Annotated in this window: 12 protein-coding genes; all 12 read right to left on the minus strand. The window is 67.2% G+C overall.

Annotated features, from left to right (window positions below; translation table 11 throughout):
- Positions 1-23: 23 nt before the first annotated feature.
- Positions 24-362 carry a hypothetical protein gene (locus NVV57_00795; GenBank protein ID MCR6711297.1) on the minus strand — a complete coding sequence of 113 codons (339 nt, stop codon included), beginning with the start codon at positions 360-362 and terminating at the stop codon, positions 24-26.
- Positions 362-1036, minus strand: a complete 675-nt coding sequence (locus NVV57_00800) for a hypothetical protein (protein MCR6711298.1) — start codon at positions 1034-1036, stop codon at positions 362-364. Before NVV57_00800 ends, NVV57_00795 begins: the two co-directional genes overlap by 1 nt.
- 248 nt (positions 1037-1284) lie before the next feature.
- The gene (locus tag NVV57_00805) at positions 1285-2514 is read right to left on the minus strand and encodes an ABC transporter permease (protein ID MCR6711299.1); all 1230 of its coding nucleotides are present in this window, start codon (positions 2512-2514) and stop codon (positions 1285-1287) included.
- The gene (locus NVV57_00810) at positions 2511-3242 is read right to left on the minus strand and encodes an ABC transporter ATP-binding protein (protein ID MCR6711300.1); all 732 of its coding nucleotides are present in this window, start codon (positions 3240-3242) and stop codon (positions 2511-2513) included. The genes NVV57_00805 and NVV57_00810 overlap by 4 nt, the downstream gene beginning before the upstream one ends.
- Positions 3239-4429 (minus strand): biotin/lipoyl-binding protein, encoded by a 1191-nt coding sequence (locus NVV57_00815; GenBank protein MCR6711301.1) that lies wholly within the window; start codon positions 4427-4429, stop codon positions 3239-3241. Before NVV57_00815 ends, NVV57_00810 begins: the two co-directional genes overlap by 4 nt.
- A 129-nt stretch (positions 4430-4558) precedes the next feature.
- Positions 4559-5869 (minus strand): insulinase family protein, encoded by a 1311-nt coding sequence (locus NVV57_00820; GenBank protein MCR6711302.1) that lies wholly within the window; start codon positions 5867-5869, stop codon positions 4559-4561.
- A gap of 159 nt (positions 5870-6028) precedes the next feature.
- Complete coding sequence (locus NVV57_00825) at positions 6029-8293, minus strand: hypothetical protein (protein MCR6711303.1); 2265 nt, start codon at positions 8291-8293, stop codon at positions 6029-6031.
- Positions 8286-9401 carry a glycoside hydrolase family 15 protein gene (locus NVV57_00830; protein MCR6711304.1) on the minus strand — a complete coding sequence of 372 codons (1116 nt, stop codon included), beginning with the start codon at positions 9399-9401 and terminating at the stop codon, positions 8286-8288. The genes NVV57_00825 and NVV57_00830 overlap by 8 nt, the downstream gene beginning before the upstream one ends.
- A 63-nt stretch (positions 9402-9464) precedes the next feature.
- Positions 9465-10736: a sugar ABC transporter substrate-binding protein gene (locus NVV57_00835; GenBank protein ID MCR6711305.1), complete on the minus strand. Its 1272-nt coding sequence runs from the start codon at positions 10734-10736 to the stop codon at positions 9465-9467.
- A 43-nt stretch (positions 10737-10779) separates the two neighbouring features.
- On the minus strand, positions 10780-11661 hold the full coding sequence (locus NVV57_00840; protein MCR6711306.1) for a carbohydrate ABC transporter permease: 882 nt from the start codon (positions 11659-11661) through the stop codon (positions 10780-10782).
- Positions 11654-12601: a sugar ABC transporter permease gene (locus NVV57_00845; GenBank protein ID MCR6711307.1), complete on the minus strand. Its 948-nt coding sequence runs from the start codon at positions 12599-12601 to the stop codon at positions 11654-11656. Before NVV57_00845 ends, NVV57_00840 begins: the two co-directional genes overlap by 8 nt.
- The gene (locus NVV57_00850; GenBank protein MCR6711308.1) at positions 12598-13803 is read right to left on the minus strand and encodes an ROK family transcriptional regulator; all 1206 of its coding nucleotides are present in this window, start codon (positions 13801-13803) and stop codon (positions 12598-12600) included. The genes NVV57_00845 and NVV57_00850 overlap by 4 nt, the downstream gene beginning before the upstream one ends.
- Positions 13804-13843: the final 40 nt, after the last annotated feature.

A 13843-nucleotide genomic window follows, 5' to 3' on the forward strand; every position in this document is an offset into this window, starting at 1 on the left:
CGCAAGGGTGTCCTTCGCCTCGGTCAGCGCGTCCTCGGCCGCGTCGACGGCGTCCTGGAGGTCGCTCTCGTCGAGGGTGGCGAGCTCTTGGCGGCCTCAACCGTGTCGCCAACGGCCACGTTCACCTCGTCGACCGTCCCCGCGACCTGGAAGGTCACGTCGTAGCGGCTCGCGGACTCAATGGAACCGGTCGCCGTGAGGGTCTGGGTGACGTCTCCCGTGTCCACGATCGCCGTCCGGTAATTGCCTTCCTGAGCCGCGCTCCCGCGCGTGGCGATGACCGCAACGAGTGCGATGATCGCCACGCCGACGAGCGCCGCTCGCCACCGCCAGCGCCCCAGGGCTCGTGTCGCTGCAGCCATCAGCCGTTGCTCCCGCCGTTCTGGTCGCCCTGGCCACCGCGGTCGGGGCGAGAGCCGCCCATCCCACCGAAGCCGCTGCTGCAGCCGTCGTCGCCCTTGGCAGACACGGTGATGGAGGTGGCGTCGAAGCCACCGGCGTCGTCGGCGGCGCCCTGGGCGGTGAGGCACAGGCCCACAGCGATCGCGGCCTGATCGGCCGCTTCGGTGCCGGTTATCGACGTGTCTGTACCGACAGGAACGTCGGTGGAACCGTCATCGGTGGTCACGGTGAGCCCGCTGTCACTCACAGAGGCGACGGTGCCCGTCACGAACGTGCCGCCGAACCCGCCCTGGCCACCGCCCGGAAACTGGCCGTCGCCGGGCGCGCCGCTCGGGAAGTCGGTGGGCGCGCCGGAGGGCATCGCACCGCCGTCCGGCAGGGCCGTCGGCGCGCCCGACGGCATGTCGCCGCCAGGGGCCCCGCCGCCACCAGGGAAGCCGCCCTGGCCAAAGCCAGTGGAGCACTCGCCGTCGACCGGCTGAGTCACGCGAACGGTGGTCGCGGTGCCGTCCTCACCCACGATCGCCACCACACACGAGCCGACGCTGACGTCAGCGAGCGCTACGGTCACCTGCTGCTCCACGGTGGTCGCGTCGGTGTAGCGCACCGCGGTCTGCGACTGCGAGTTCTGCACCTGCAGGGTGCCGTCCTGCGCGTAGACGATCTCGCCGCTGACACCGAAGTCCTGCCGGTTCTGGCCGGGGCCTTGCGCCTGCCCGCTCGGGCGGCGCTTGGCTGCGCGGACGTGCCCGCGTCAGCGGTGGTGCCGGAGCCGCCGCCTGAGCAGCCGGCAAGGATAAGCGCGCCCGCCGCGAAGCCGACGATGGGGGTGAAGATCTTCTTCATGATGTCTCGTTTCTGCTGAAGTTCCGTGGCGCAGGGCTACTGCGACCGAAGGGCGTCGATGGGGGCCAGTCGCGCGGCTCTGGTTGCCGGGTAGACGCCGAACACGGCGCCGATCCCAACGGCCACGAGCACCGCAAGCACAACTGCCTGACCGGAGATCACGATGGTGGTGTCGAGCATCGCCGGCAGGATCAGCGCGAGCACGACGCCGATGAGCACGCCGAGCGCGCCGCCGCTGAGGCCGAGGATCATCGCCTCCGCGAGGAACTGGTTGCGAATGCTCGGCGGGTTGGCGCCGAGTGCCTTGCGCAGGCCGATCTCGCGCGTCCGCTCTGTCACGGAGACGAGCATGATGTTCATCACGCCGATGCCTCCCACGAGCAGTGCGAGCGCGGCGATTCCGGTGAGCAGCACCGTGAGCTTCTGATACACCGACGTGGCCGTGTCGATGAGGCTGTCCTGCGCCTCGAGCGTGAAGTCGGCATCGTCCATCGAGGCTTTGCCGTGAAGGTTCAGCAGCAGCGCCTGCGACTCCTGAGCCGTCGCCGCGAGCAGGTCGGTTGACGCGGCCTTGATGTAGATGGTCTGCACGGACTCGCTCGAGGTCGTCGAGATGTCCTCCGCCATCGTCGTCATCGGCACCAGGGCAACGTCGTCCAGCGACTGGTCTCCGGATGAGCCAACCGCCGCGAGGACTCCGATCACCTCGTAGGTCTCCCCATTGATCGTGACGTCCTGTCCCACCACATTGGCGCGCCCGAAGAGCTCGTTCGCCGTGTCGGGGCCGAAGACGATCACCTTCGCCCTGCCGTCCACGTCGTCCTGCGTGAAGAACTCGCCGTACGCGAGATCACGGGACCGCACGTCGGTCCAGCTGACGCTGGTGCCCGTAACGTCCGTGGTCCAGTTGGAATCTCCGTACTCAAGGGACTCCGAACTGGTCTTCTGCGCGGCAACCGCGGCAGCGTCGGGCACCGTCACCTTGCTCGCGAGTGCATCGGCGTCCGACTGAGTGAGCGTGGCGCCGGAGCCGAACCCGCCCCGCAGCCCGCTCGAGTCCGTGGACGAGCCCGGAGACACGATCAGCAGGTCGGAGCCGAGCGCGGAGATCTGCGCGGACACCTCTTGCTGCGTTCCGAGACCCAGCCCCACGGTGAGCACCACGGACGCGATGCCGACGATGATGCCGAGGATGGTCAGCAGCGAGCGCATGACGTGCGAGCGGATCGCCCGCCACGAACTGGCGAAGACGTCTGAGGATTTCACTCCGCTACCCCCACCATGTGGGTGAGCGGCGAGGCGCCGTCGATGAAGTGCCCGTCCGTCACGTTGTAGATGGTCTGCGCGCGCTGCGCCACCTCGTGCTCGTGCGTGATGAGCACGATCGTCCGGCCCTCACGGTGGAGCTCGTCGAAGACCGCGAGGATGTCCTCGGTGGAGGTGGAATCGAGGTTTCCTGTGGGCTCGTCAGCGAGCAGGATTGTGGGCTGGGTGACCAGCGCGCGAGCGATCGCCACGCGCTGCTGTTGGCCTCCAGAGAGTTCGCCTGGGCGGTTGGGCGCCTTATCGGCGAGGCCCACCCGATCAAGGGCCTCCAAGGCCCGACGCTTCCGCTCGCTGGGCGCGACCCTTGCGTAGACGAGGGGCAGCTCCACATTGGCGAGCGCCGTGAGACTCGGCAGCAAGTTGAATTGCTGGAACACGAAGCCGATGCGTCGGTTGCGGACGGTCGCGAGCGCGTTCTCATCGAGGCTCTCAACATCCTCACCAGCGAGCATGTAGCTGCCCGTGGTGAGCACGTCGAGGCAGCCAAGGATGTTCATGAGCGTGGACTTGCCGGAGCCGGAAGGCCCCACAATGGCGACGTATTCTCCCTCGTAGATCTGGCAGTCGATGCCGCGGAGGGCCTCAAACTCGATCTCGCCGGTGCGGTAGGTCTTGCGCGCGTCGTGAAGTTCGATCACGGGGCGCGGCTCGGTCTGCGCCGCGCTCATCCGTTGCCGCCCCGCTGGAACCCGCCCTGGCCGCCGCCCTGGCCCCCACCGGGGAACTGGCCCCCACCGGGGAAGGTGCCGTCCGTGGGGAACTGGAAGTCGCCGTCCTGCCCATCGGTGTTCCCGGCCTGCGCGAAGACGGTGACCTTGACGTTCTCACCCTCGGTGAGGCCGTCGGTGATCTCGGTCAGGCTGCCGGAGCTCTCGCCAAGGGTGACGGTGCGGGTCTCCTCGGTGCCGTCGTCGGCGACGACCGTGACCGAGGACACGCCGTCCGCGGTGGTGATCGCGTTGGTGGGCACCGTGAGGACGTTCTCCTTGCGCAGGTAGATGATGTCGGCCGTCACGGAGATGCCCTCGAAGAGTCCCTGCGGCGTGCCCGTGACCGTGAGGGTGACCGGGTAGGTCGCGCTCCCCGAGCTCGTGCTCGGCAGCTGCGAGATGTCGGTGACGAGGCCAAAGAACTGGTCAACGTCGTCGGCCGTGAACGTGACCTGGTTTCCGGTTGCGATCAGGGAGACCTCGTCCGCCGTGAGGTCAACCGCAACGCTCCACGAGTCCTGGCCGATGACGGTGATGCCCGTCGTTGAGGTCGACGTCGAGGAGCCGCCTCCGGTCTGCGCCCCTCCCGCGCCGCTTGAGCCGCCGCTGACGGAGTCACCGACTGCGTAGGACTCTGCGGTCACGAGCCCGTCGAATGGCGCAACGATCTCGGCGTCCGCCATGTTCTCCTTGGCATCCGCGACCGCCTGCTTTTTGACCTTGACGTTGGCCTTCGCGGACTCGATCTGCGAGTCGCTCGCGTCGGAGCCGTCGGCGTCGTCCTTGGCGTACGCGTACGTGGCCTCCGCACTGGCGAGGTTGGCCTGGGCTGCCTTGAGGTCGGCGGTCAGCTGGAGGGTGTCGATCGTGGCGAGCACGTCGCCCTCCTTGACCGTGTCTCCCGCGGCCACGTTGACCGCGGTGACCTTGCCCGTGGCGCTGAAGGTCAGGGTCTCGTTGTTCGCGGCAGTCAGGGTGCCCGTGCCCTCAACGGACTTCTCGATGGTCTCGAGGCTCGCGGCGGTCGTCTGCGTGCTCGTGGCATCGGTGGGCAGCCCCGTAGCCGCCGTGGACGCGTCGCCGCGCCACGCGGTCCACCCAATGCCGAGCGCCACGCCGGCGATCACACAGACGGGCGGCAGCACCCATGTACGGAAGAATTTCCAATTCAGAACGCGCTTCGCCATCACCGTTTCCCGTTGTCGCATGACTTGTGTCGTCTACGACCGTAGGTGGCGAATCTGTGAGGTTGCTGTGAGTGTCCTGCGAGGTAGTTAGGCGCTTGGGCCAACGCGCACGGTGGCGCGTGGCCGGCTCGCGAGGTCCGACGCTATGGCCTGGACATCATCGGCCGTCACCTTGCGCACGTCGTCGAGCGATTCGCCGATGCTCCACAGCTCGCCGAACACGAGTTCCGCCTTGCCGAGGCGGGACATGCGCGAGTAGGAGTCCTCGAGCCTCAGCACCGTGGAGCCTGCTATCTGGCCCTTCGCGCGCTCGAGTTCGCTTTCAGTCACGCCCTCCGCGATGCGCTCGAACTCGACGAGCAGCAAGCGTTCAACCTCTTTCGCTTTGGACGGCGCGCAGGCCGCGTACAGCGCGTACATTCCGGTCTCCGTGCTGGGTGCCGCGTAGGAGCCCACCGCGTACGTGAGTCCGCGCTTCTCGCGAATCTCCTGGAACAGGCGCGAACTCATGCCGCCGCCCAGGATGGCGCTGTACACGCCGAGCGCGGCGCGGCGGTCGTCTGTCGACTTCAGGCTGCGCACGCCGACCAGGAGCTGCGTCTGCTCGAGGTCCGGTCGCGAGATGTTGACCTCCTCGCGGAAGCCGGCCTCGAAGCGGGTGGCGGGATCGCGCCGGGGAAGGGGCGTTGCGCCGCCCGCGAGGGCCCAACCGCCCCCGGCGAGAGCGTCGGCCACAAGGGCGCAGACCACGTCATGGTCAACCCCGCCCGCGGCCGTCACGATGAGGCCGGCCGGGACGTAGTGCTCGCCGTAGTGCTCCCAGACGGCGCCGCGGCTCACGGCCTCGATGAGTTGGGGCGTGCCGCCGATGGGGCGGCCAAGCGGGTGATCCAAGTAGAGCGACTCAGTGAGCCGCTCCTGGGCAACATCACCGGGGTCGTCCTCGTTCATGGCGATCTCCTCGAGGATGACGCCCCGCTCGAGCTCGAAGTCCCCCTCGTCAAGCCGCGCGGCCGTGATCATGTCGAGGATCACGTCGATCGCCATCGGCACGTCGGAGTCGAGAACCCGCGCGTAGTAGCAGGTGTGCTCCTTGCCGGTGAGGGCGTTTGCCTCTCCCCCAACCCGGTCGAACGCCTCCGCGATGTCGAGAGCGGAGCGTCGGGCCGTGCCTTTGAAGAGGAGGTGCTCAAGGAAGTGCGTGGAGCCGCCGTGCTGGGGCGCCTCGTCGCGAGAGCCGACGCCGACCCACGCGCCGACGGTCGCGGACCGCATGCCGGGGATGGTCTCGGTGAAGACGCGGACGCCGCCGGGCAGGATGGTGCGGCGAATGACGGCGCCGTGGTCCTGCTCGAGGGTGAGGGCGTGGCCGGGCGTCAGCGGGAGCGGGTGGGGCATGACGGCGAGCCTATCCCTCCCACGCGGCGACTCGACGTGCATGACCGTTCGAGGTGCGGTGGGTCGACGCCAGCCGCCGCACGGTCGCCGGCCACGACCCACCGCACTCTCTGGCGCAAGACCGGAAGGGGGGACTTGCCTCGCGCCGTTCGGGAACGACTAGTTGCTTCGGAACACCTCGGCAAGATCGGGCCACGCGGTGGCGCGCACGAACACCGGCACCCTGGCAAGGTCGCTGACATCGGCATCGACCAGTTGGCCACCGGCCACCTCGCGGCGCGTCCACGCGTCCACCCACTCGCCACTCGGGAGATAGGTCGCCCAGGTCGTGACTCCGGGTTCGAGCACCGGCGCGACGAGTACGTCGTCGCCGAGCATCCATTGCAGCGGACGCTCCCACACCTCTGAGTCCGAGGGCTCTGCAAACCACAACGGGCGCATGAGCGGCTGCCCTGTCGCAATCGACGCGCGAACCCACCGCGCGAGGCGTGGCACGAGCCGCTCACGCAGCGCGACGATGTCGCGGACATGGTCGATGACCGACGGTTCTCCCCGGCGTTGCGCGATGTTCCACGGCGTGCGGTCGCGCGACGGCGACCGGTGAAAGCTGTACTCGGAGTGGTACTGCATGATCGGCACGAACGCCGAGGCCGCGAACGCCCGCAGGTACAGTTCCGCGTCGGGGATCTCGCCGGAGAACCCCGCGATGTCCCACCCCCAGTAGAGGACGCCGCTCGCCGAAGCGTTGAGCCCCGCGATCATCGACGAGCGGAACGCGCGCCAGGTTGACTGCTCGTCGCCCGCCCAGAAGATGCCGTGCGCCTGGGACCCCGTGTACCCGGCGCGCGAGAACGTCACCGGCGCCTTGCCCGCGGAGCTCAACAACTTGCCGTAAGCCTCCGCGTAGCCCACCGGGAAGCGGTTATTGGACTCCGCGCCCGTGGTGCCGTCGAGGAACACCCCGCTCGGCCCCCACATGTGCTCGCCGCCGTCGGTCTTGAAGCCGTCGACGCCAAGGTCCTCGACCAGGTACCGACGCCACTTCGTCCACCACGCCTGGGCGCGCTCGTCGAGCAGGTCGGCGCTGAGGCCGCCAGGGAACCAGTACCCCGGATTGGCGTAAGTGGTGAGCCTGCCGTCCTCCCTTGGCCGACGCACCATGACCCCCTCGCGCTCGCCGTCGACCGCCATCGCCCGAATCTGGGCGTCTGCGACGTCGACCCTTGTCTCGAGAAGAGGAATCTGCCACAAGAGGAGGTGAATCCCCTCGTCGTGCATCGCGTCGATCATGCCCTGCGGGTTGGGCCACGCACCGTCCGGCGGGTAGGTGATGTCCGTGGCCCGCAAAGGCGTGCCGTCATAGCGAACTTCGTATTGGGCATCGCGGAAGACGGTGAAGGTGACCTCGTCACTCCACGCCTCGATCACGAGCGCACCGACGGGAATGCCGTGCTCGCGGTGGAGGGCTATCTGGCGCTCGACCTCTGCCTGGGTGTTCCACTCGTTCGAGCTTGCCCATAGCCGCAGCACCCAATCGGGCAGCTCTTGAGGCCTGCCCGTCTCGGCGAGGAAGGCATCAAGCACCTGTGCCGGGCTGCCGTCGTAGAAGGCGACCTCGAGCGCCGAGTTTCCGTCCGCGGGAAGCGGGCGATCGACCTCCGCCTCGATGCGGATGCGATCCGTGGCCGTCTGGCCAACGTCGATCCACGCCTGGCCCGACGCGCGGACGTGAAAGCCCCACCCGTCGCCGCCGATGACGTGGGCGAAGGGCATGGGGAAGTAGGTGCGACCCGTCACATCTTGGCCGGTGTACTGGTCAAAGACCCGGTTGTCGATCGAGTGGCCGCGCTGGTCAAGCCGCTCGTAGCGTTCGCCGAACCCCACGACGCGCTCGCTCGGTTGGAGCGCGATCTCGAACCGCACCCTGTGGACCCGATCGCCGTCCGTGAGATATGCCGAGCTGCCAGGCACGATCCGGTCGCGGCCGCCCACGGCGACCACAGCGTCGGGCACCACCCAACTCGACGCGTTCACGAAGAACCAGCGGGTCTGTTCCACTCCCGCGGGGCCCGACGCTGCGAAGCGGTAGCGGTACCGCTCGCCTTCGCGGGCAGGCAGGTTGGCAATCCATCCCGGATCCGAGGCGGCGCCGGATGCCTGCCCCGCGGCGAGGTGACCCTCTGCCGTGACCACGGCGCCGGCGTCGGCAACCTCGATGCCGGGGACCCACGCCGCAGGGAACTCTTCGAGCGGGGCCTCGCCGTCGTCGGCGAGCAACTCTAACTGGACCATCACTGAGACGATGTCGTCCGATGCCTTGGCACCGACCCTGAAGGTCTGCCCTGCTACCGGGTGGAACGGCACCCGACGCTGCACCTCCTCGCGATACGCGTGGCCGGTTCCGGCAGGGTCGTGCTCAATCATTCGCGGTCCTCTCGACGGCAAGTCTGATGTACATCGCATGGCTCCAGAGCAGCGGCGTCGCGACCGGACCCCAACGCTCGAGCCACTCCGGGCGATGATCCTGGGCAAGCAGGTGCAGGTCCGACTGCTCTGGGAGGCTCCCGTCCGCGGTCACAAGGGACTCGACGAACGCGAGGCGCGACTCTACGTTCGTGCGGTCGCCTACTCGCAGCTCGGCAAGTCCAAGGAAGCAGGTCAACAGAGGCCACAGTCCGCCGCCGTAGAACACGTCGCCCGTGAAGCGGTGGACGCCGCCCGCAACGAGAAGATTGGCACGCACGGCCGCGAGGGTCCGGGAAGCGACTTCCGGCGCATCGTCGGTCAGACCCATGGCGACCAGTGCCGCCAGGCTGCCGTCGACAGCCGTGCCGCCGAGCCACTTCGTGAGGCGACCGTCGTACATTCCCTCCGCGGCGACGAGGTCACGGGCGCCGTGAGCCGCGGCCGTTGCCCGGGTGGCCTCCTCGGCGGGCAGCCAACCCTCGGCCACGGCGCGCTCGAGCCCCAAGACGACGCAACCGAGCGTCGACACATGACGGCGCTCGTTGTGCTCCTCCCACCAGTCGAAGCATGGGAGGTCCCACGTGTCGACAAGGAAGGCGGCGGTGAGGCGAATTGCGTCGCGCCACGCAGGATCCATGTGCCCGCCGCGTCGCACATGCTCGCTGAGCGCCCACAGCCACGTTCCGTAGCCGTCCGTCTGAAAGTCCCACCATGCGTCGCTGCCCACGTCGCCCGCGAGGGTGAACCGCGTGGGAGGCATCGCTGCGTGATCCAGCTCGAGTCCAGAGGCCCGCGCCTCGACCACCCGACCGATGACCGCCGCCTGGCTTTCGATGACCCCGGCGCACCAGCCGAAGAACGCCTCGGCCGAGGCGAAGCGACCGGCCGCCGACATCGCGTCCGCGATGAACGAGCCATCGCGCAGCCAGCAATAGCCCTGGTACGCCGAGAAGGTGGGGCTGGCCGGATAGGCGCCGGAGAGGTCCTGAAGCGACTCGATCAGTTGGATCGAAGATCCAACGAGAGGATTCGCCTGTGCCAGCGTCGGCGCAGGGAGAGCAGCCATGAGCGGCCTTTCACACGGAGGGTAGGGTCGGGGGCGGGCTGACGCCCGCCCCCGACCGTTGGGCTAGCTGGTTGGCAGGAGCGGCTGAACCTCGTCTGCCGCCTTCTTGACCGCGTCCTCTGCGCTCATGCGGCCCGCTGCGGCCTCGCCGAGGTACTTGGTCACGATGTCAGCCATCTGAGCCTGGTTCGCCCCAATGGACGGTGCCAGAGCCACTGCGTCGAGCGAGTCGAACACGGCCTGACGGTTCTCCGGCAGCCCCTGCGTCAGGTACGCCGCGAGAGCAGCGTCATCGGACACCGGAGGCAGCTCCCACGAGTTGGCCAGGCGCGCGTCGATGGTCGCTTGCGACGTTGCCAGGTAGTCGGCCCACTTGGCGGCGGCCTCCTGATGATCGGAGTTGGCAGAGACCATCACCGCGTTCGAGAACAGGTGACTGGCCTGCTGGGTGAGCCCCGGCTCCACGACGATGTCCCACTTGAACGGAACCTCCTGCATGGACGCGAACATCCAGATGCCCGTGTGCCACATTGCAAGGTGACCCGTCGAGAACAGGTCGGAGTCAGAGTCCGTGCTCGCGTCTCCCGCGGCCGGCATGGTCTTGCCGACCTTGTTGACGAGCCACTTCGCCGCCTCGATGCCCTGAGGGGTGTTGAAGTTCAACGACTTGCCGTCCGCGCCGAGGAACGAGCCGCCCGCTTGAGCGACCGTCTTGTAGTACTCGTTGTAGGTGAACGGCTGGTAGTCGCCCCAGATGTCCTTGGACTTGTCGGTGATCTTCTCCGCCGCCGCCTGCTCATCCGTCCAGGTCCAGTCCGCGGTGGGGTAGCTGACGCCGGCGGCGTCAAACAGGTCCTTGTTGTAGAACAGCACCACCGTGGAAAACGAGGTCGGCAGCGCGTATTGCGTGCCGTCCGTCTGGTACGCCTCGATGAGGGACTCCCTGTACTTGCTTGCATCGATGCCCCCAATGGGAGCGGCGACGCCACTTTCCACGTAGGAGCGATAGTTGGCGTACTCGATGTCGAAGACATCCGCCTGCGTGCCTGCGACCAGGTCCGTCTGAAGTGCCGTGAAGTAGTCGCTGTAGGGCAGCGTCTTCACGTCCACGGTGATGTTGGGGTTCTCCTTCTCGAATGCCGCCACGATCGCGGACATGTTGTCCTCGTTGCCGCCATTCGAGATGAAGTTGCTGTAAGTGATGGTGACGGGTTGCGTCGAATCACCCGTTGACGCTCCCGGGCTCCCGTCGTCGGAAGGGCTGGACGAGCAGCCGGCAACGAGGCCGACTATTGCGGTGACCACGCCGATCCTGACTAGTGTGGAGTGCTTCATTGAACTCTTCTCCTTGAGTTGATGATGGTGTGCGACGGGGCGGTCACTTGATTCCGGAGCTCGCGATACCCCTGACCACGTACTTCTGCGCGAAGATGTAGATGGCCAGCATCGGGAGGATCGAGATGACCGAGCCGGCCATCATGACGTCCCAATCCGTCGTGTATTGACCCTGCAAACCGGCAAGTGCAAGTGGCAGAGTCTGCTTCTCCTCGGACCGCAGGATCACCAGCGGCCACAGGAAGTTGTTCCAGCTGCCCATGAAGGCGAACACCGCGAGAGTCGCGATGGACGGCCCCGCATTGGGCAGCACGATTCTGAGAAATGTCTGGAAGTGGCTCGCGCCGTCGAGTTCCGCGGCCTCGTCGAGTTCCCTGGGGATCGCATCCATCCCCTGTTTGACGAGGAAGACGCCGAATGCCGTGGCTATCGACGGGATGATCACCCCGACGTAGTTGTCGATCAGGCCAAGGTTCTTCATGATGACGAACTGGGGGACCAGGAGCACCTGGCCGGGGATCATCATGGTCGCGAGGTAGAGGGCAAAGACGACGCCCCTGCCGCGGAAGGGCATCCGGGTGAAGACATACGCGGCGAGGGCAGACGTCATCACCTGCGCGAACGTCACCACAACGGCGATCGCGAGAGAGTTGAACACGACCCTTGCGAATGGCAGGTCGAGGAACAGCGTCCGGTACGCGTCGAGCGAGGGCTGCTCAGGGATGAGACGGGGCTTTGCGCTGAGACCAAGGCCTGACGAGAACGAGGTGATGACTGTCCACAAGAACGGGAAGAACATCATGATCGCGCCGAGCGCGACGAACATCAGCAGTACGACGCGACCAAGGCGCGCCCTCGACTGCTTCGCGGCGCCCGCAGGGTCCGCGGCCACGGGCCGCGCGCCGGACATTCGCAGTTCAGGCATAGTGCACCCACCTCCGCTGGCCCACGAGCTGGATCGCGGTGAAGGTGAGGATGACGACGAACAGCAGCATCGACAGCGCGGATGCCATTCCTGCCTGGCCATACCGGAACGTCAGGTCGTAGATCTGGAGCACGACAGTCCGGGTGGCGTCGTTTGGACCACCTTGCGTCATCGCGTACGCCTGGTCAAAGACCTGGAAGCCGCCGATGAGAGAGATGATCAGCACGAAGAAGGTGGTTGGTGACAGCAGCGGAAGCGTCACGTGGAAGAGCCGACGCCACCACCCGGCTCCGTCAAGCACGGCGGCTTCCTCGATCTCGGCAGGGATCGCCTGCAGCCCGGCGAGCAGGATCACCATGATGAAGCCGACGTCCTTCCATACCGAGGCGACGATGATCGATGGCATCGCCCAGTGCGGGTCGTTGTACCAACCGGGGCCCGTGATTCCGAACCAGCCGAGTAGAGCGTTCACTGCACCGGAGTGCGGGTTGAGCAGCCACCTCCACACGAGCGACACCGCGATCCAGCTGGTGACCACCGGCAGGAAGTAGATGCCACGGAAGAAGTTGCGCCCCTTGAGCGCGGTATTGAGCGCTAGCGCGACCGCAAGACCACCGACGTAGACGAGCGGAATGTAGCCAGCGATGTACTGCGCCGAGTGCGCGAAAATGCTCGCGGTGCCCGGGTCTTTGAACAGCGCCTCGTAGTTTCCAAGGCCCACCCACTTCTTGGGTCCGATGAGGTTCCAGTCGTGCAGCGAGGTCCACAGCGCCTGCACCATCGGGTAGTAGACGAGGGCGATGAGCGGCAGTGCGGAGGGCGCTAGGAACAGCGCGATGGTCACGTAGTAGCGAGGCTGGCGCCAGCGTCGCCGGGGCCTTGCTGGCGAGGGCGCGGGCACGTCCAGCTGCGCCTCGGCTTCCAGTGTCACCGCGCTCACATCGCCTCCCGCGAGGAGACGACGGAGAGGCGCTGCCGCACGAGTCGCACCTGCTCCCCGGTCGAATTCGTTGCGCCGAAGGGCGTCGCGAGCACCAGGCAAGCTCCGCCTTGCGCCCACCGGTCATCGCTCCAGTCCTCCACGCGCAACTCAACAGAGCGGGTGTAGTGGTTCAGTGCCCCGCGGAATGCGCCATCGAAACCGGGCCGCCAATGCTTCCACGCGACCACGCCCTCGCCCATGAGGATGACCGCCTCCGGAGCGAGCGTGTTGACGACACCGGCGAGCGCCCGCCCGAAGGTGCGTCCAGCGTCCGCGAAGATCTCGCGCGCAGTCCCATCCTCGGCGTCGGCGAGTGAGCGCAAGGCGTCGGCGGAGGCGTTCGGACCTACGAGGCCAACCTGCACGGCCCGATCGAGCAGGGCCTGCTCGCCTATTTGAGACTCCAAGCACCCGCGATTGCCGCAATGGCAGGGCGGGCCGTCCGCCGCGACCGGAACGTGGCCAATCTCTCCCGCTGCGCCCGCGTATCCGCGGCGAATGGTCCCGTCGAGCACGAGCCCTGCACCTACGCCCGTGCCGATGGTGACCACTAGCACGTCCTCGAAGCCTTGCGCGGAGCCGTAGATGAGCTGGGTGAGTGCTACCGCATTGACGTTGTTGTCGACGAGCACGGGAAGGCCAAGGGTGCTGCGCAGTTCGCGACCGAGCGGCACTCCAGTCCAGGCGAGTTGGGTGGAGTCGACGACGCCCGCTTCCGGATCGGCGACGGTCCCGGGGACGCCGACACCGACTCCGAGAATGTGACGCTCGCTGCCCGTGGCGATGAAGCGCTTCACGTGCTCCGCGAGCACGCTGACCGCGTCGCGCGAGTCCGCGGCGAACGGCTCGCTCACGGATCGCACGACGGTGCCGTCGATTCGAACCTCAACAGCGACGAGGTGGTCCGCAGCCACCTTGACGCCAATCGCCGTGCCCACGTCCACGCTGAGCTGGAGGCGCATGGCGCGGCGGCCGCCACTCGAATCGGCGTGGCCTGCCTCGTGGATAAGGCCCTCGCGGAGCAGGTCCTTGACGAGCTGCGTGATGAGCGCGGGAGAGACACCGAGGATGTCTGACAACTCGATCCTGGAGAGCGCACCGCGGGCGCCCAACTGCGCCAAGATCGCGGAGCGGTTGACGTCCGCGTGGGTCGTCGTCATGAGGAACCTCGGTGTTCCGCATCGCAACTGGATGCTGTGT

This window comes from Demequina sp., from assembly GCA_024707205.1.
Lineage (GTDB): Bacteria > Actinomycetota > Actinomycetes > Actinomycetales > Demequinaceae > Demequina.

Bases quoted from the DNA above. Each gene is read 5' to 3' on its own strand.
- NVV57_00795 (MCR6711297.1), bottom strand. From the start codon at position 362: ATGGCTGCAGCGACACGAGCCCTGGGGCGCTGGCGGTGGCGAGCGGCG.
- NVV57_00810 (MCR6711300.1), bottom strand. From the start codon at position 3,242: ATGAGCGCGGCGCAGACCGAGCCGCGCCCCGTGATCGAACTTCACGAC.
- NVV57_00820 (MCR6711302.1), bottom strand. From the start codon at position 5,869: ATGCCCCACCCGCTCCCGCTGACGCCCGGCCACGCCCTCACCCTCGAG.
- NVV57_00825 (MCR6711303.1), bottom strand. From the start codon at position 8,293: ATGATTGAGCACGACCCTGCCGGAACCGGCCACGCGTATCGCGAGGAG.
- NVV57_00830 (MCR6711304.1), bottom strand. From the start codon at position 9,401: ATGGCTGCTCTCCCTGCGCCGACGCTGGCACAGGCGAATCCTCTCGTT.
- NVV57_00835 (MCR6711305.1), bottom strand. From the start codon at position 10,736: ATGAAGCACTCCACACTAGTCAGGATCGGCGTGGTCACCGCAATAGTC.
- NVV57_00840 (MCR6711306.1), bottom strand. From the start codon at position 11,661: ATGCCTGAACTGCGAATGTCCGGCGCGCGGCCCGTGGCCGCGGACCCT.
- NVV57_00850 (MCR6711308.1), bottom strand. From the start codon at position 13,803: ATGACGACGACCCACGCGGACGTCAACCGCTCCGCGATCTTGGCGCAG.